14 protein-coding genes and 1 tRNA gene are annotated in these 17,950 nt (G+C 42.7%); 4 read left to right on the top strand and 11 right to left on the bottom strand.

The annotated features are described in order from the left end of the window. The first annotated feature begins 188 nt into the window (after positions 1 to 188). On the top strand, positions 189 to 872 hold the full coding sequence (locus QTA56_RS01060; protein WP_267979105.1) for a pirin family protein: 684 nt from the start codon (positions 189 to 191) through the stop codon (positions 870 to 872). 665 nt (positions 873 to 1,537) lie between these two features. Here the strand turns inward: QTA56_RS01060 and QTA56_RS01050 are convergent. The 7 genes from QTA56_RS01050 to efp form a co-directional block, all read right to left on the bottom strand. Next, positions 1,538 to 1,614: transfer RNA gene (locus QTA56_RS01050), tRNA-Val, on the bottom strand. Between the two features lie 35 nt (positions 1,615 to 1,649). Then, on the bottom strand, positions 1,650 to 3,638 hold the full coding sequence (locus tag QTA56_RS01045; RefSeq protein ID WP_267979103.1) for a transglutaminase TgpA family protein: 1,989 nt from the start codon (positions 3,636 to 3,638) through the stop codon (positions 1,650 to 1,652). A 2-nt stretch (positions 3,639 to 3,640) separates the two neighbouring features. Further along, on the bottom strand, positions 3,641 to 4,558 hold the full coding sequence (locus QTA56_RS01040) for a DUF58 domain-containing protein (protein ID WP_267979102.1): 918 nt from the start codon (positions 4,556 to 4,558) through the stop codon (positions 3,641 to 3,643). 13 nt (positions 4,559 to 4,571) lie between these two features. After that, positions 4,572 to 5,531, bottom strand: coding sequence for an AAA family ATPase (locus tag QTA56_RS01035; RefSeq protein WP_267979101.1), 960 nt, complete (start codon positions 5,529 to 5,531; stop codon positions 4,572 to 4,574). A gap of 78 nt (positions 5,532 to 5,609) precedes the next feature. Next, on the bottom strand, positions 5,610 to 5,912 hold the full coding sequence (locus QTA56_RS01030; protein ID WP_267979100.1) for a YbdD/YjiX family protein: 303 nt from the start codon (positions 5,910 to 5,912) through the stop codon (positions 5,610 to 5,612). Between the two features lie 2 nt (positions 5,913 to 5,914). Next, positions 5,915 to 8,017 carry a carbon starvation CstA family protein gene (locus QTA56_RS01025; protein WP_267979099.1) on the bottom strand — a complete coding sequence of 701 codons (2,103 nt, stop codon included), beginning with the start codon at positions 8,015 to 8,017 and terminating at the stop codon, positions 5,915 to 5,917. 193 nt (positions 8,018 to 8,210) lie between these two features. After that, positions 8,211 to 8,780, bottom strand: a complete 570-nt coding sequence (gene efp, locus QTA56_RS01020; RefSeq protein ID WP_004652839.1) for an elongation factor P — start codon at positions 8,778 to 8,780, stop codon at positions 8,211 to 8,213. Between the two features lie 89 nt (positions 8,781 to 8,869). Here efp and epmB point away from each other — a divergent pair, with 89 nt between their 5' ends. Genes epmB through QTA56_RS01005 form a run of 3 tightly spaced genes read left to right on the top strand, consistent with a single transcriptional unit; the run spans position 8,870 to position 13,729 of the window. After that, positions 8,870 to 9,886 carry an EF-P beta-lysylation protein EpmB gene (gene epmB / locus QTA56_RS01015; RefSeq protein WP_267979098.1) on the top strand — a complete coding sequence of 339 codons (1,017 nt, stop codon included), beginning with the start codon at positions 8,870 to 8,872 and terminating at the stop codon, positions 9,884 to 9,886. 13 nt (positions 9,887 to 9,899) lie between these two features. Then, positions 9,900 to 11,657, top strand: coding sequence for a cyclic-di-GMP receptor FimW-related protein (locus QTA56_RS01010; protein WP_267979097.1), 1,758 nt, complete (start codon positions 9,900 to 9,902; stop codon positions 11,655 to 11,657). Continuing rightward, complete coding sequence (locus tag QTA56_RS01005) at positions 11,639 to 13,729, top strand: EAL domain-containing protein (protein WP_267979096.1); 2,091 nt, start codon at positions 11,639 to 11,641, stop codon at positions 13,727 to 13,729. Before QTA56_RS01010 ends, QTA56_RS01005 begins: the two co-directional genes overlap by 19 nt. A gap of 90 nt (positions 13,730 to 13,819) precedes the next feature. Here QTA56_RS01005 and rpmE read toward each other — a convergent pair whose 3' ends face one another. The 4 genes from rpmE to QTA56_RS00985 all read right to left on the bottom strand — a co-directional run bounded on the left by rpmE (position 13,820) and on the right by QTA56_RS00985 (position 17,913). Next, a complete protein-coding gene (gene rpmE / locus QTA56_RS01000) occupies positions 13,820 to 14,044 on the bottom strand; it encodes a 50S ribosomal protein L31 (RefSeq protein WP_004679402.1) in 225 nt (74 codons plus the stop codon). 197 nt (positions 14,045 to 14,241) lie between these two features. Continuing rightward, a complete protein-coding gene (locus QTA56_RS00995; protein WP_267979095.1) occupies positions 14,242 to 15,210 on the bottom strand; it encodes a bile acid:sodium symporter family protein in 969 nt (322 codons plus the stop codon). Positions 15,211 to 15,343: 133 nt separating this feature from the next. Next, on the bottom strand, positions 15,344 to 15,745 hold the full coding sequence (gloA, locus tag QTA56_RS00990; protein WP_267979094.1) for a lactoylglutathione lyase: 402 nt from the start codon (positions 15,743 to 15,745) through the stop codon (positions 15,344 to 15,346). A gap of 2 nt (positions 15,746 to 15,747) precedes the next feature. Beyond that, a complete protein-coding gene (locus tag QTA56_RS00985; RefSeq protein ID WP_267979093.1) occupies positions 15,748 to 17,913 on the bottom strand; it encodes an AmpG family muropeptide MFS transporter in 2,166 nt (721 codons plus the stop codon). Positions 17,914 to 17,950 lie beyond the last annotated feature (37 nt).

Genomic DNA, 17,950 nt, shown 5'->3' with positions numbered 1-17,950 from the left:
TTTGATCATTTAATTATCTCACCTGAAAAGGCTGAATCAAATATTCAGCCTTTTTATTGACCAAGAAAAAACCAGAACAATAAATCATTCCATTTATAGAACAATATGTCGCAATAAAAGACTATTTATCACTATTATGAATCGATAATATAACAATCAAGCAGAACATAATAACTGGGAGATGAAAGATGAATGCTTATCTACATCGTAGTGAAAACCGTGGTCATGTCAAAGCAGGCTGGTTAGATACCTACCACAGTTTCTCATTTGGTAGCTGGTACAACCCGAAATATATGGGTGTCAGTGCTTTACGCGTGATCAATGATGATACGGTTGCCGCCCATAACGGTTTCGGTACACATCCCCATGACAATATGGAGATCCTGACCTGTGTGCTTGATGGCACCATTTCCCATAAGGACAGCATGGGCAATGAGGGACAAATCAATGCGGGTGAATGGCAGTTGATGAGTGCGGGTACAGGTGTCACCCATAGTGAAATGAACAAGCATGATAAGGCGGTGCATCTATTACAGATCTGGATTCAACCCAATGTACAGGATGCTGAACCGACTTATCAGCAAATTCAGCTGAATCCGAAAGATCACCCAAACCAATGGCATTTGATTGCAGGTGATGAATCCGCACCAATGCTGATCCGTCAAAATGCTGAGGTGAAAACGGCGGTGATTGAGAAAGATCAACACTTGGAGATTACTGCAAAGAAAAAAGTGAACTATGTTCATGTGATTTCTGGTGAAGTGATGATTGCTGATCACCTGGTTAAAGCGGGTGATGCATTATTATTTGATGAGACCGCGACCGTTACTGCATCGCAGGATAGCCAAATGATCTGGTTTGACCTACCTTAATCATCCGTTTAACTCGTACCTCTTTCCATAGGGGTACGAGCTTTTTAATCATTGCTGCTACTATCACAACCACTTGAATCTGAACTAGAGTCATCATTTGAATGACAATGATCAGAATATACTGAATCGTCATTTCTGGATGATTCACATGGGGAAGTATTTGAATAATAATGTGGTGAATGATCAAGAGAGTCTGAAGTGGAATCTGTCCTTTTTGCGAAAAATATAAACAGGACAAAGCCAATTGCTAAAAGTACGATAATCAATATCAGCATCACAATCCCCTGTTGCTAATCCAATTTTTATAGACTATACCTCAAATTCGCTTTAAAAATTATAGGCATTAAAAAAGCCCGATTAACGGGCTTTTCTACAACCTTGAACATTTTTAAAAACGATATGGACCGTTTCGTTCGTTGTTAGCTGTGTATTCGGGTCATCATATCTTTGTTCATTTAGGTAAGATATCTCTTGAATCCTAAAATAGTATATGACTTCCTTATTGTTTAAATTATCATCAATTTAGTAGGTGGTCAAGTGGTTTGAATTGATACTTAATTAGACCTAGAGCACTATTTAGTTCCCCGAAAATACCCCTAAATACCCCGAAACGAAAAAACCGCCTATTGTGGCGGTTTTTAAATTACTAATTTAACAGCTAATCTTGGTAGGTATATCCAGACTCGAACTGGAGACCTCTACGATGTCAACGTAGCGCTCTAACCAACTGAGCTATACACCTAGAATGACAAGCATAATATTCATTTTTCAGCATGTTCACAAGTTTTTTTGGGACTGTTTGAGTGCAATCGTGCAGTCTTTAAGCAACTTTCTGAATTGATGAATATCAGAACCATCCTTTTGTTCTAAAAACACGATTTTTTGATATAACACAATCACTTGTTCAAATGATTGTTGATCCTCAACAAGTAACGACAAACGTTTGATCCAGCTATGGAAAGTTTCAGCAGGATATTTTTGCAAATGTTTCGGTAACTGTTTTTGAAATTTAAAAATGATACGTTGATATTGCTCTTGGCGTCTGCTTTGTCTCCACCAATAAAAACTAACGTAGAGCATTAAAACACCACCTATTCCTAAAATGAGAACCACAGCAGAGCCATAGCTTGAATCCAGCCCCAGTTGAGCCAACCAGTTTTTTTGTTTTTCGGCATCATAACCCACGACTTTGCTTTGCCATTGATAACTTAAGTAATCGCTCCAGATACGCATATTTTTTAATAATTTAAACTGTTGCACACGCCAAGCCTGTGCTTGGTTATCGCCCCAAACTGTTTGATCTGCTGCCAGATAATCCTGCATCCCTGCATCAATTCGTTGTGGGGCAATCATTGCAGTCGGGTCAACTCTTTTCCACTTGCCATTGAGATAAACCTCACTCCAGGCATGTGCATCCAGTTGACGAACCTCCCAACTTTGACCATCAGGTGCAAGTTCCCCCCCCTGATATCCTGTCACCACGCGTGCAGGTATCCCAACATAACGCATCAGCATGACAAAACTGGAGGCATAATGTTCACAAAAACCTTTTCGGCTGGAGAACAGGAATTGATCGATACGATTTCCCCCCAAAGTGCCAGGTGTCAGGGTATAGACAAAGCCATTTTTACGATACCAGGACAGCACTGATTGAATGTATTTTTCAGGTTGCTGCTGACTTTGTTGAAACAACTCATGGGCCAATTGCTGGGCTTTTTTATCACTGCCCTCTTTAAACCTGATATTGAATTCAAGCTGACGTGGTGACAAAGAAACAGCTTCTGTTGATGTTCGTCCCAACCATTGCATTTGAATGGGTTGATTACGTTTAATCAATCGGGTTGGTCGAATACTATCATCCTGATAAAGCTGTAAATAACGTCCCTGAGGAACTGAATATTCCAAACCCATAATCCAATTTGCCTGTTCATCGGCAGGCAAATATTGGTACGACACACTATGCGAGGTAGCTTGTATATTTTTGATCTGCTGATTAAAAAAACTACTGGTCCAAGTGGTTCCATCATATTCATCCAGTACCAACGCTCGCCAATACAGTTCTGACCGACTTGGCAACTGATACATATTCGCGACTACACGAAAAGCCAAAGCCGAGGACTGCGAAAGCTCGGCAATATCCCCAGGTGACATGCGGTCACTGATGCCTGTGGTTGCCCGATCCTTTTGGATTGGAATTGACCACAGAGGAGGCAAACGTGGGAAAAAGATAAACAGTAAAATAAAGAACGGCGTTGCTATACCCACAAACTTAAAAATCTGCTTAATGTCCTGTTTCAATTGGTTTGAGGATATTGTGTTGTTGTTAAATAAGTTGGTCTGAATCCGATACAATCCCATCAGGCACATCACAAATGATGCGAATACAAGTACCGCCATCCAGAATGCCTGACTGTGCAACAGTAAGCTCGCACTGACAAATAAGGCAAAGTTGAACACGATCAGCAGATCACGGGTATTTTTAGCCTCCAGACTTTTGGCAAATAAACAGGTGCTTAAAAAAGCGACACCTGCCTCCACACCCAACAAGGTCTGATAGTTGATGTAAATCAGCCCTAATGATAGCAAGGTAAACAACACCAAAACCAGTTTAGGAAATGGATTGATCCTGTGTTTGCTATATCGCCAGACCAGTGTTAACCAGACAACGCCCCATAACCCACTTAGGCTTACTGGAATAAAGGCGACCTGCCCCATCAAGATACATGCCAGCGCGGCCAAAATACAGAAATAGATTTGTTTGGTCATCGTCAAGCCTGTGCCAGTAAAAGTTTAGCCTTGATGAGCTGTGATTGCCCTTGTCCACTTTCCAGTCTCGCATGTGGCAAAATCACCGCGTAGTCATCACCCAACTGTTCACATTGCTCAATCAAGCCCATCATGAAACTGAGCTTTTCTTCATGTCCCTGTGTTGGAATCTGTTGATAATCAATTTCCAGATGTTGATGGTTGGCCTGGGCTTCAAACATCTTGATAAAAAATCCCTGCCCACGTGCAACCTGCTTCCATGCGACATTTTGATAGGAATCGCCCTGCTGAAATGCCCTCAACTCTTTAAACTCATCCAGACTGTCATTCGCATTTGTGCTCTGATGTTTATGCTCTTTCTGCCAGTCATGGGCTTTGGGTGCAATCCAGACTTTCTGTTTGGGATATAGATAAGTCCAGGCCCGTACCAGTCCTAAAGGATAGGTGGAATAAATTTTCACTGAGCCTACCTCATAGATCCCGCGCTTTTGAGGAAGAATAGGCAATTCTAAAATTTGTTGTGTTTGATCCAAATAAAAAATCTGTTCCTGTTGCTGCCATTGCACCCGCAGATATCGACTGTTATTTGCTGGCTGTTTAAACAGCAGCTTGAGCATTAAAGCCTGTTCAACCTGTCCAATTTCTGGAGTCACAACTTCAATCTGTAAGCCGTGCAACTGTTTGAAAGTCAGGTAAAAACTAATACATAAAATAGCACTGATTAAAAAGCAGAATCCTAAAATCAGGTTATTAGCATAGTTAATCCCAGCAATAAAGGTAATCAGGATCAAAATGAGATATAAAAAACCCTGCTTATAAATGAAAACCAAAACATCTTTCTGCAACAGTATTTTAGTACCCTCTACCTGAAAGCGTTTTGCAATCCAATGCTGTACTCGCTGCCTAAGTCCATTCTGCATAAGCCACTCTCAACTATAAGGTCTCAACTGACTGCAAAAGCTGTTTCACCTCAACCTCTCCCAGACTTAAACGATGGGCAACCACTGCCACAAAAACCGTTTGCACATCATCGGTTGTGACGAAGCTTCGTCCCTCAACCAGTGCATAGGCCTGTGCTGCCGCCTTGAGCGCCAATACGCCACGGGTAGAAAGTCCATGTCGTTGCTTACGGGTTTCAGCCGCTAAATCAAGAATATAATTTAACACTGCATCACTGAGAAAAACCTGTTTTGCCAATTCACGTAAATGCAGAATATCAGCCTGATTAAATACAGCATCCAACTGATGAATCAAAACCTGACGTGAGCTTTGCTGTAGTAGCAATTTTTCCGCCTGACGTGATGGATAACCCAAGGATAAACGCATGAGGAAACGGTCAAGCTGCGACTCAGGCAAGGCATAAGTCCCACTTTGAAACAGCGGATTTTGAGTGGCCAACACCCAGAATGGCTGTGGCAATTCATAATGAATCCCATCCACCGTGACTGCCCCCTCTTCCATTGCCTCAAGCAAGGCACTCTGTGTTTTGGGGCTACAACGGTTAATTTCATCGGCCAGCAAAATCTGGGTAAAAATCGGACCTTTCTTAAACTCAAATAAATGTTCTTTTTGATTAAAGATATTGATCCCGATGACATCACTTGCCAGCATGTCATTAGTGAACTGAATACGCTGGAAATGCAGTCCAGCCAAACGCGCCAGTGCACTGGCCAACGTGGTTTTGCCCAGACCTGGTAAGTCTTCAAACAGTACATGACCTCCTGCCAACAGACAGGTCAGGGCAAGTTTGGTCTGTTGTGGTTTATCCAGAATAAGCTGGTTCACTTCCACTAAAAATTTGTCGATCTTTTGGCTAAAGCTTTGAATATCTTGTTGTAATTCTTGGTTTTGTTGTTTTTTGTCTTGAACCGAAGCTTTTTCCGTGCCCCACATTATACTCTCCCAAAAATAAAACAGTGTATGTCTCAACATACACTGTTTTAGGTTTTTTTCAAAGAAATCAAAAGATTTCTAGCAAGGACATTTCTTCATATTACCGCCTGCTGATGGATAGCGTGAATCAATACAATGACGATAAAATGTCTTGGCATCCATCGGTGTCAAATCAGGATGATGCTTTTGCATGTGCTGTACATAATTTTCATAGTCAGGGACACCGACCATCAAACGAAAACTTTTTTGCAGGTTCTGCCATAAAACCGCAATCCTCGACCAATTTTTGGGCGAAAAAATCAGGTGTTTTTGTGACAGGATCGTGAACTTAATGATCTTTACAATCACAGAACCACCCTGCCGAGCGATCTTAAAATCCATGCCTACTCTCCCTTGATGCTATTCGCAGTCATCGGTGTTTCTGAATAAACTGCGGGTGCCTCATTGACAGTAGGTACAGAACTTTGCAATGCACGGCGTACAATTCCAATTGAGGCAATCACCATCACAATCGCCACAATCATAAAGAAGCCACACAATGCGGCATTGATCTGATTGGACATGACAATCGTCTGCATTTCAGCAACGGTTTTGGCTGGGGCCAGCACCTCACCACGCGCAATCGCATCAGAAAAACGGTTGGCTTGCGCAAGGAAACCAATCTTTGGATTTTCATGGAAAATCTTTTGCCAACCCGCGGTCATTGAGGTAATGAACAGGAAAATTGTTGGGACAATGGTGACCCAAACATATTTCTCTTTTTTCATCTTGAACAAAATGACTGTACCCAAAATCAATGCCATTGAGGCAAGAATCTGGTTACCGATACCGAATAGCGGCCACAATGAGTTAATCCCACCCAGTGGATCAACCACGCCCTGATAAACAAAGAAGCCCCAGCCTGCAACTGCAACAAAGGTTCCAACCAGATTTCCAAAGAATGAACTGGATTGTTTTACCGCTGGCACCACGATGCCGACCGTATCTTGCACCATGAAACGACAGGCACGTGTTCCCGCATCTACCGCAGTGAGGATGAATAAGGCTTCAAACAGAATGGCAAAGTGATACCAGAATGCCATCATGGAACGGCTATTGAAAATTTCAGAGATGATATGTGCCATACCAATCGCAAAGGTTGGCGCGCCACCCGTACGGGAAAGGATTGAACTTTCACCAACTTCCTGAGCAAGCACAGTCAGCATCTCAGGTGTGACGACGAAACCTAGATTACGCACCGCTTCCGCAGCCGTATCCACCGTTGTACCGAGAACGGCCGCTGGTGCATTAATCGCAAAATAAACACCAGGATCAAGCACTGTCGCACAGATCATTGCCATTATCCCAACGCCAGATTCCATCAACATCCCACCATAGCCGATCATGCGGATATTGACTTCATTATCAACCAGTTTTGGGGTTGTTCCAGAAGAAACCAGCGCATGGAAACCTGAAATCGCACCACAGGCAATGGTAATAAATAGGAAAGGGAATAAACTGCCTGCAAATACAGGACCTGTACCATCAATAAAATGGGTCACCGCAGGCATTTTCAGGTCAGGCATGGCAAAGATAATCCCAACAGCCAGACCTGCAATCACACCGATTTTAAGGAAAGTGGATAGATAGTCACGCGGTGCCAACAGCAACCAGACTGGCAAGACAGAGGCAATAAAGCCATAAATGATCAGTGCCCAAGTCAACTGTGTTCCACTGAGAGTGAACAATTGCCCCCAATATGGATCTTTCGCCACATCACCACCAAAGACAATTGCAGCCATCATCAGCACAAAACCGATGATGGATACCTCTGCAATTTTTCCTGGACGTAGGTAACGCATATAAATGCCCATAAACAGGGCAATTGGAATGGTGGCGGCAATACTAAACACACCCCATGGACTATGTGCCAAGGCTTTTACAACAACCAAAGCCAATACCGCAAGGATAATGATCATCACGCCCAATGTGCCGAGCATGACAATGACACCTGCAAAAGTCCCAAGTTCCTGCTTTGCCATTTCTCCCAAGGAACGGCCATCACGCCGTGTTGAAATAAACAGAACCAGAAAATCCTGCACTGCCCCAGCAATCACCACACCCACCAGAAGCCAGATTGTTCCAGGCAAATAACCCATCTGCGCTGCTAGAATTGGTCCCACCAACGGCCCTGCACCCGCAATCGCTGCAAAGTGATGTCCAAATAAAACATATTTATTGGTCGGGACATAGTCCAGACCATCGTTTAAGCGATGCGCTGGTGTTAAGCGTCTGGGATTTAACTCAAATACCTTATTTGCAATAAATAAACTATAGAACCGATATGCAATGCTATAGACACAGACCGCAGCGAGAACCAGCCAGACTGCATTGACATGCTCACCGCGACTCACCGCCAATATCCCAAATGAAATTGCCCCGACTATGGCAACCAAACTCCATAGGAGTTTTGAGGGAAGTGTTGATTTTGCTTGTGTTGTCTCCATTCAAAACCTCTCCAATACATAACTTGTGGTTATTTTGATTTCCCTTTCTCTATTTTCTGTAGAAAAATATCTTTGTCAGTTTATCTTTTATCAAAAATTATTTATCTAATACTTTGGCATAAAAAAAGGGATGATTGTTTAATCATCCCTTAGAAAATCGTATATCTTGCGTAGCAGTGCTACTCATTCACGATTATGCACGCTCTAGGTAGTCACCTGTACGCGTGTCTACACGAACACTTTCTTCTTGCTGTACGAACAATGGAACACGCACCACAGCACCTGTTTCAAGTTTCGCTGGCTTTCCACCACCGCCTGAAGTATCACCACGTACACCTGGATCAGTCTCAACGATTTTAAGCACAACAAAGTTCGGTGGACTCACAGTTAAAGGTACGCCATTGAACAACATGATGGTACATTTTTCATTTGAATCGTCTTTTAACCATTTCGCAGCATCACCCATTGCAGTTTTGTCAGCAGCGATTTGCTCGAAAGATACAGGGTCCATGAAGTTCCACATTTCGCCATCGTTGTAGAGGTAATCCATTTCAACTTCAACAATATCAGCGGCTTCCAAAGAGTCACCTGACTTGAAAGTTTTTTCCAATACCTTACCAGAACGCAGGTTACGCAGTTTCACACGGTTGAACGCCTGACCTTTACCTGGTTTTACATATTCGTTTTCCATGATTGAACATGGGTTGCCATCAAGCATAACCTTGAGGCCTGCTTTAAAATCATTTGTAGAATAATAGGCCATGAAAGGCGCACTCCAAACTTAAAACTCAACTCTATTAATGCTAGACTACACGTACAGGCATAGTCCTCACACTATTTTTAACGTATGGCATGATAAACTATTTACATCAAGAGCAAAACTGGCAATCACAACTGAGTGACCTCATTACTGACCCTCTGGAGCTGTTAAATCTGCTTGAGTTATCCACCGATCAGCTATTATCAGGGGCAATCCTCGCCTCTGAAAAGTTTAAATTGCGTGTCCCGCGTGCATTCGTCGGAAAAATGAGCATTGGCGATCCCCTTGATCCCCTGTTGCTACAAGTCCTCCCCCATCATCTAGAACTTGAGGAACATCCTGAGTTTGTCACCGACCCACTGGGTGAAGAGGCAGCCAACCAGATGGCTGGCGTTCTACATAAATATCAGTCGCGTTTTTTACTGACCTTAACAGGTGCATGTGCAATTCACTGCCGTTACTGCTTTCGCCGTCACTTTCCCTATCAGGAAAATCTACCTAAAAATGATGACTGGCCACATATCAGGCAATATATTGAGCAAAATCCGCTGATCAATGAAGTGATTTTAAGTGGTGGCGATCCACTGACGCTTTCAAATCGAAAAATTTCACTTTGGCTGGAGCGTCTTGCCTCCCTCCCACAGATTAAAATACTGAGAATTCATTCACGTGTTCCCATCGTTATTCCAAACCGTATTGATGAAGAACTGATTTCTATATTAAAAAACAGTAGGCTACGCATTGTAGTAGTGATACACTCAAACCATGCAGCTGAACTGGATGGTTTCACCTGCTCAAAGTTATTACAGTTATCACTCCATCACATAACCGTGCTGAATCAGGCGGTTTTATTAAAAGGTGTGAATGATTCTGCAAAAACTTTGCATGAGTTGAGTTTCCGTTTATTTGAAGCGCGGGTAATGCCCTATTACCTGCATGTTTTGGATAAAGTCAAAGGGGCTCAGCATTTTGATTTAAGGTCTTCAGAGATAGATCAGATATACAGTGATGTATTGGCAAGTTTACCAGGTTACCTGGTTCCGAAACTTGTGAGGGAAATTGCGGGCGAAAAAAATAAAACACCGCTTTTTGGGGTTCAAACGTTCTGAGATTGATAACACAATGATGAATAATGCTTTTTCGGATATATTTCAAATTCCAACTGTCTTGAGACGGGATAAACTAAGCTTTTGCGACACCAATTCAAAAAGCTTGAATGAATGGATTTCCAACCTGTCCATCATGCAGTTGGGAGATACCTCCAAAGCACTATTTGCGGCCCTGTTAGAACTCAGCGAACTTGAATGTTCTGAGACACTGCGTTTCGATCTGGTACAAATTTTACATCCGACAATTGAAAATGTATTGGGTAGCCTGGAAAAGAATTTTTTTAACCAGGGTGTCATCAGTTCAGACCGTAATGAACACATCATTGAACTGGCCATGTTGTTACGCTGCTATTTTGCGGCAATCTATATCAATATTGTGCGCCGTAGTAGTGACCAGCTCGACAATCAAAAATTTTCAATCTTTGCACTGAACCAGAAAAAGAACTTACAAACCGCCAGAACACTGGCAACCTTTCAGGCCTTGCAGCAGCTGACCCAACTGCTCTATCAGCAACATATGCTCTATAGTGAACCTGTTGCAGGACAATGGCTGATTTCCCATCAACTTTATGAGGCTGCACTCACCCATAAATATCATCAGACCAATCTGGAACAGATTCAGGGTGGCAAACCCAACTCTCTCAGCAATATTTCCCAGGCCTATGCCCAACTGATTTTGATGGATATTTTTAATACCAATCAAATTCGCCAGTCTGAAATTCAGGCATTGTTCCAGTGTAGTTTTGACTGGGCAAAAATGGTTCAAATCCTGTCTAAAGAGACTGACCTGACCAAGTATGTGGTGGACACCACCAAGGACCACCCACCAATCTATAATAAAAAGCAAAGCTCAGGTTTTAATCCCAATGTTTTTATCAGCACCAATACCTTGCTGGACCATGTCACGGCGACATTGCATAAAAATGCTGAATATATTTCCAAGAATGAAAAAATTTACCTGACCCCTGCACTCAAGTTCCATGTTCAGACCATTCTTGGAACCACAGCAGAGCGTCGTCATGAACGTTATGAATATTCAGCCCAGTTGCATATCTGTTTTGGTTTGCTGACAGCGCACTTTTATCTTTCCAAGGCGAAGAACTTTTCAGAAACCTTATTACTAGAGCACCATTTCAATTTACAAAACGAATCAAAGTTTATGTCTGCCTGGGATAAAAAGCTTTCTGGAAATAATGAAGAATCGAGCATTCAACGCCTAAGTCGTGAAAGCAAGGCAGTTTACCAATCCGACATACTGGATATCAGTGTTAATGGTTACCGCATTAAATGGTCAGGGGAAGCCCCTAAAAACTTAAGAACAGGTGAATACATTCTGGTCAAGGAAACCTCACATGGACACTGGCGTGGTGGGGTGATTCGCTGGCTTAAGCAGTCAACCGAGAAAAGTCTGGAACTTGGTCTGGAAGTTCTTGCGCAGGAAATCTTCCCATGTGCTGTACGCATTCAGGCCGATCGGCATGTCAGTAACTACCATCCAGCACTTTTATTAAAAAACCAGAATCTGGATGAAACCAAAACAACTTTAATTTTACCTGGTTCACAAATTTTTCGGGAACAACAGGCGATTCATTTAAGATTGGGGAAAGAGGAAGTAAAAGTGTATTTATTAAACGCACAATTAATTACCCAGAGTTTTGTTCAATTTGATTTTGAACTGCTAAATGAAGATGAACAGTCCATTCTTCATAAATTCATGGCACAAAAGAATATGGATACCAATGATCAAGATTTATGGGAAGCATTGAAGTGAGAAATTCTTTACTCTCTAAAAAGTTAAAACGAACTGAAACCCGCTTACTCATTATTGATGACAACCAGTTACGTTATAACCAGATTCTGGAGTTATTCTCCAATCAGGAACATCAGGTTAAGGCAACCTTGCTTGATGACCTCAAAACATTTGAAAAACAGCTGAATCTTCCCTGGGATATGGTTATTTTTGGACGTGCATACGACCTAAAGATTGAACAGACTCTTTCACTGATTCAGGCATCGTCACAGCCTAGCCTGCCTGTACTGTTACTTGAACCAGATGACTACAAAGCTGATCAATATCAGACGTATATCCATAAAGGGATCTATGATGTCCTAAATCTTAAATCACCTGAAAATTTTTATATCAGTATTATTCGGGCCCTGTCATATAGCCGTTTGGTTCAGGCGGAACATCGCCTACTCAGTGAACTGGAAGCGGCACAAACCCAGGCGCAGTCACTGGTTGCAGAAACCCATAAAGCGGTCGCAATTTTGCAGGAAGGCATTCATATTACGGCCAACACCGAATATGCACAGCTTTTTGGGTTCACCAATGCAGATGATTTAATTGGCCTGCCCATTCTGGACGTTTTGCAGCCTCAAGACCTGAGTCAGTTTAAACTGCGTTTTAAGAAAATTTCACAGGGACAGTTCGAACAAGGGCGTTTTGAACTTCGCACCCAAAACCCAAGTGTAAAAAACAGTGCGTTACAGGTTGAGTTCATTCCCTCGGGAAATGAGGATGAAATCCAGCTGAACATCGAATGTGAGTCCACCAGTCAGTCTTCAGCGAATATACCAGCCGTTACTTCCTCTGAAAAAATCTCAGGCCTGAACACAGCCCTGCAACAAATCAACCGACAGCTTGCAAACCACCCAGCCAATGCCAATGCACTGGTTTTATTTAGCCTTAACAGCTGTCCAAACGAAGTATTCCAGACTGACTGGCGTGCCACCAAGGCCTATTTCGCCAACATTGCAGGTTTTATTAAGGAACAGGTCAATGTTCCTGTCTGTCAGGTGGACCATGCGCTTTATGTCGCCCTGTTTCAGGCAGAATCAACCCATGTACTCAACTCACTGCTGATTGGGTTGAATAGCCTGCAAAAACCGCAGTTACTGGTGACTGAGAATTATACATTCCCTCTTCACCTAAAACTGGGCTACAGTGAGCTTGCCCAGCCAATTGCGGATGAAGCCAGTTTTGAACAGATCCTGACCAAGGCATTCTCACTTGGTTTGCCAACCATTGATAGCCCGAAAATTGATGCGGATATTGGTTTAACAACCGAACATATTCCAACCAATGTAGAGCTAAGCCTGTTACAGGAACTCAGGCAAAAACTGGATGCAGGTGATATTCACCTAAAATACCAGCAACTTTATGACAAGCAGGATCAACATACCCATACCTATGAAGTATCGGGTGGTTTTATCCATAACAATCAATGGCAAGATATCACTGACTTGGGTGATTTAAAGGATGACCCTGAATTATCGGTTCAACTGGACCGCTGGATACTGGTTGAGGCATGCAAGCAGTTGCACAACTTCATTACCCAGTACCCTAAAGCGAAATTGATTGTAAACCTCAATCACCATATCTTATTAAATGACAAGAAACTGCCTGAGTTGGTTGCGAAGTTACTTACCATTATTGGCAGTAAACAGGCTCATCCACTGATTCTGCAATTCTCAGAGCAGGCCCTACAGCAGAACCTGTCTCAGGCACAGCCACAAATTGCCTTACTGCGACAACATGGTGCAGAGATTTCCATCCGTGGTTTTGGCGACTCATTGTATAGTGACAGCATACTTCAACAGATTGATACCCAATATCTCAGTTTCCATAGCAAGCTGGCAAAAATGCTGGGGTCTGAAAAAGAGATGGCGGCACTACAGGAAAAGATTCTGCATTTTATTGCCCAAAAACCTGTTGAGATTTTCCTGACTGAACTCAATGACATGAACCAGTTTGCCAATGCATGGAATGTAGAGGCCCGTTTCCTACAGGGTAACTATTTCCAGAAGAAACTGGACCGTTTAACGGACGTGCAAGACCAATAAATTCACATAGGGCGTATTGAATACGCCCTATGTCTAGAAATTATAATCATAAAAAAACGGGCAATATGCCCGTTTTTTGTTTTCTTGATATTAACGTTTGATAGAACGTGACATACCAGAGAAACGTTGCTTAAATTTGTCGATACGGCCGCCAGTGTCAACATTCTTTTGTTTACCAGTATAGAATGGGTGGCAAGCTGAACATACATCAAGGTAAATTGTTTCTTTACCAAGCGCAGAACGAGTTTCGATCACGTTACCACATGAACAGGTCGCAACTAATGTTTGGTATTTAGGGTGAATATCGGCGCGCATGGTCGATGCTCCTATTTAGTAAGAAAGGCTTAAGCTGTTATCGCAATTGATCACTCTCAACATGAGGAAAGCAAAATGTTTGCACATTTGCAGATCAACACCACAACAGACCATTTCTTTTGACTCACCGAGACTCCAGGTCAGAGCAAAGCCAACAAGTGGCGAGCATTATACGCCAATAAATTAAATTTTGCGAACTATTCCTGTCCTGATTTTGACCAGTGATTGGCAATTACCCCACACACCATCAACTGAACTTGGTGGAAAATCATAATTGGCAACACAATCATCCCCAGTGGCTGTCCAATAAACAGGATTTGTGCCATCGGGACACCACTGGCCAGTGTTTTCTTGGAACTACAAAAGAAAATGGTAATTTGATCGGCACGGTTAAAGCCCAGCCATTTGGGCAGATATAAAGCAAGCAACATCACCACAGTCAGCAAAACAGAACATGCAACTGTTAAATAAAGCAACGTCAAGCCACTCACCTGATGCCATAAACCAGCAACCACGGCACTACTAAAAGCACCGTACACCACCATCAAGATGGAACCCTGATCAAAAGCCTTTACCAGACTCGGCAGCTTGAGCATATAAGGAAAAACATAAGGACGTAATAACTGCCCCAGAATGAAAGGAACCAGTAACAATAAGGTGATTTGAATAATCGATTTGGTTGGATCAAAACCATGCTGGCTTTGCCCAAGAATAAAATAGCTGACCAAAATTGGCGTAATAAACATGCCAATGATATTGGAGAAAGATGCGCTACACACTGCCCCAGCAACATTACCCTTTGCCATTGAGGTAAATGCAATGGAGGACTGCACTGTTGATGGCAGGAAGCACATAAACAGGAAACCCCAATACAGCTCCTTGCCTAAAAGAGGTTCCAAAATGGGTTTTGCCAGTAACCCAATGGCTGGGAAAATCACAAAAGTAAAGGCAAATACCAAGGCATGCATTTTCCAGTGCAACATCCCCTCAACCACTGCTTCACGTGAGAGTTTTGCACCATGTAAAAAGAACAGGATAGCAATTGCGACAGTTGTGAGAATATTAAAATAATGTGCAAGCTGACCTGATACCGGAATAAAGGTCGCCAATATCACCATGACAACCAATAATATTGTAAAGCGATCCAGTGCCAATAACTTCAACATAACCCATCCCTACCCATACCAATAAATATAAAGCCCAATATAATGATTGACCGTTTGATCAAATCATCATACTGGGCTATTTAAATAAAGCCAGTGCTTTCAATAAGAAATCTTCGCTTGAATCGAACAGATTTTAGTTATTACGGGCATCCTGATCCTGCTGGATCAACTCGACCTTATAGCCATCTGGATCTTCAACAAAGGCGATGACTGTTACGCCACCTTTCATCGGGCCAGCCTCACGCACCACCTTGCCACCACGTGCCTTGATCTCCTCACATGCCTTATAGGCATCATCAACACCAATCGCAATATGACCATAAGCATTGCCAAGATCATAGCTTGATGTATCCCAGTTATGGGTTAACTCAAGAACAGTATTGTTTTCTTCATCGCCATAACCAACAAAGGCCAATGTAAAGCGTCCCTCTTCATAGTCACGCTGGCGTAGCAATTTCATACCCAGCACTTCAGTATAGAACTTTAACGACCGTTCTAAATTGCCCACTCGTAGCATCGTATGTAACATGCGCATCGTTATTCACCTTTCTGCTGTGTTATCTGGTTTTCATGGTCACGCAACAGTTTCGCAACCCAAACCACTAAAATTAAAATGGGAATACCAATCAATGTGGTCATCAAAAAGAAATTTGGATAACCGATATTGCTGACGATTGTTCCTGAATACCCCCCTAATAATTTAGGGGTAAGTGTCATCAAGGAACTAAAAATTGCATATTGAACCGCTGTAAATGACACACTAGTCAGACTGGATAGGAATGCGATAAAGGCCGCTCCCGCCAAACCTGAGGCCAAATTATCGATAATAATCGCCATATACAGCCATAAAGAGCTATAGCTTTTAATCACCTTACCCTTGATCTCAACATTCTGGGTTGATTTCGGGTCAATCAAGGGTATAGCCTGCATATCAACATCAAGTTCATTGTTCAGTGTCAGATGACTATTTGCCTGATAGTGATGTGCGGTAGATAACAGGCTACGCTCTCCATCCAGCAACTGTGCTTTAAGCTGTTTGGAGGGTGAAGCCAGCAGTTTATCTGCACCAACAACTGCGCTAAAAACCCCATTTTTATCCAGTTTTGCATCAAAACTTTCCCCGTCCAAATCAATCACAATCTTCTGGGTGGCTGTTAAAGGCTCACCGAAATATTGACCTTTGACAACGATACTGCTGTTATGCTCATGCAAGGTAATTTGATTATTACTGGTTACAGGCAACAACTGCATAGCTGCACTCTTGCCATCACCCACCAAATAAGGCTGGGCAATAACCACAGGTGGCTCGTTGTCTTTGTTTAAATAGGATGCTGTAACCTCAATTTGTTTCGCCTTGCTCAGAACCTGAGTTGGAACATCTAATTTCCAGTAACCCACCTCATCCGCCAGTACCTGATAATGTTGACTACCGACTTGCACTTCAACCTGATCCAGTGGTTTTCCAGATTTAACCAGACCTATAAAAATCAAATTGGTTGAGCTTGCCAACACCGCACCGACAAACATCAGCTTCATAATGTTCATGCGCTGTGCGAGTAGCCCTCCCAGAAAGCCCCCCACCAAACTAAACAGAACACCATAAATCTTGACCGCTTCGGCAATCTGCTCTTTACTAAAGTTCAGGTCCTGATAGAACACATTAGAAATCACCCCTGCAATAATGTCAGAGATACGGAAGAAACCAATCAACAGCAATAAAACCAAAGCCAGTTTTACACCATAGCGTTTAAAGAAATCCAGAATAGGCGCAACCCATGTTTCTTTCGCCATCTGCTGATTCACGACACCCATTTTCACCAATGTAGTGCCTACAAATAGCGCTGCTGCTGTGGCGGTTAAAAAGCGCAATGCCTCTAAGCCAAACAATGCGGCGGTGTCTTTAATCGCCGCGGATTTAGTCATTGCTTCCGTGACATTGCCTGAATAGATATAGCTCACCACAAAGGTTGCCACGGCAATAAAGAACACAAATACCAAGCGATAATAGTCTGTGGTTTTATAATGTTTATAGACACGATTGACTTGTGGTTCACGAATAATGAGGGTAGTCACAATTCCAACCACCATGACGGCAGCCATGGTTAAATAGGTATATTTCCAGGCCTCATAGATGTAGTTGCCTTTTGCGGTTCCCAGATAAGCCGCTAAAAATAATGCACCTGCACCTGCAACGATCATCCCGATGCGATAACCAGCGTTATAGGTCGAAGCCAAAACCGTTTGCATTTCAGTTTCAGCAAGCTCAATACGGTAGGCATCAATCACAATGTCCTGTGTTGCCGCTGAAAACCCCAATAGAACCGCACCCACTGCCATTTGAACCAAATAGCCTTGCCCAAGTGCTGGGTCAGAAAATGCCATGATACAAATTGCACAGATAATTAAACACTGGGCAATCAGCAGCCAGGCCCGACGACGACCCAAAGTTTTGGTCAAGAACGGCACAGGCAATTCATCAATTAAGGGTGCCCACACAAACTTAAAGGAATAACCCAAGGCAGCCCAACTAAAAAAGGTCACTGCACTCTTATCAATGCCAGCCTCACCCAGCCACAGCGATAAACTGGAAAAAATCAGTAGAATCGGAATCCCTGCCGAGAAACCCAGAAATAACATAATCAGGGCACGGCGATCCCAAAATGCCTTAAATGCAGATGCCCACCCAGTGGCTTGAGTTGTCATTGGTTATTATTTTCCATGAACATGCGTGAATGTGCCT

The organism is Acinetobacter thutiue, from assembly GCF_030385805.1.
Classification (GTDB): Bacteria; Pseudomonadota; Gammaproteobacteria; order Pseudomonadales; family Moraxellaceae; genus Acinetobacter; species Acinetobacter corruptisaponis.
This window is presented reverse-complemented; position numbering and strand designations above follow the sequence as displayed.

Coding starts and splice junctions, on each gene's coding strand:
- QTA56_RS01035 (WP_267979101.1), bottom strand. CDS start 5,531: ATGTGGGGCACGGAAAAAGCTTCGGTTCAAGACAAAAAACAACAAAAC.
- QTA56_RS01060 (WP_267979105.1), top strand. CDS start 189: ATGAATGCTTATCTACATCGTAGTGAAAACCGTGGTCATGTCAAAGCA.
- rpmE (WP_004679402.1), bottom strand. CDS start 14,044: ATGCGCGCCGATATTCACCCTAAATACCAAACATTAGTTGCGACCTGT.
- QTA56_RS01005 (WP_267979096.1), top strand. CDS start 11,639: ATGGGAAGCATTGAAGTGAGAAATTCTTTACTCTCTAAAAAGTTAAAA.
- QTA56_RS01040 (WP_267979102.1), bottom strand. CDS start 4,558: ATGCAGAATGGACTTAGGCAGCGAGTACAGCATTGGATTGCAAAACGC.
- epmB (WP_267979098.1), top strand. CDS start 8,870: ATGATAAACTATTTACATCAAGAGCAAAACTGGCAATCACAACTGAGT.
- QTA56_RS01010 (WP_267979097.1), top strand. CDS start 9,900: ATGATGAATAATGCTTTTTCGGATATATTTCAAATTCCAACTGTCTTG.
- QTA56_RS01030 (WP_267979100.1), bottom strand. CDS start 5,912: ATGGATTTTAAGATCGCTCGGCAGGGTGGTTCTGTGATTGTAAAGATC.
- QTA56_RS01025 (WP_267979099.1), bottom strand. CDS start 8,017: ATGGAGACAACACAAGCAAAATCAACACTTCCCTCAAAACTCCTATGG.
- efp (WP_004652839.1), bottom strand. CDS start 8,780: ATGGCCTATTATTCTACAAATGATTTTAAAGCAGGCCTCAAGGTTATG.
- QTA56_RS01045 (WP_267979103.1), bottom strand. CDS start 3,638: ATGACCAAACAAATCTATTTCTGTATTTTGGCCGCGCTGGCATGTATC.
- gloA (WP_267979094.1), bottom strand. CDS start 15,745: ATGCGCATGTTACATACGATGCTACGAGTGGGCAATTTAGAACGGTCG.
- QTA56_RS00985 (WP_267979093.1), bottom strand. CDS start 17,913: ATGACAACTCAAGCCACTGGGTGGGCATCTGCATTTAAGGCATTTTGG.
- QTA56_RS00995 (WP_267979095.1), bottom strand. CDS start 15,210: ATGTTGAAGTTATTGGCACTGGATCGCTTTACAATATTATTGGTTGTC.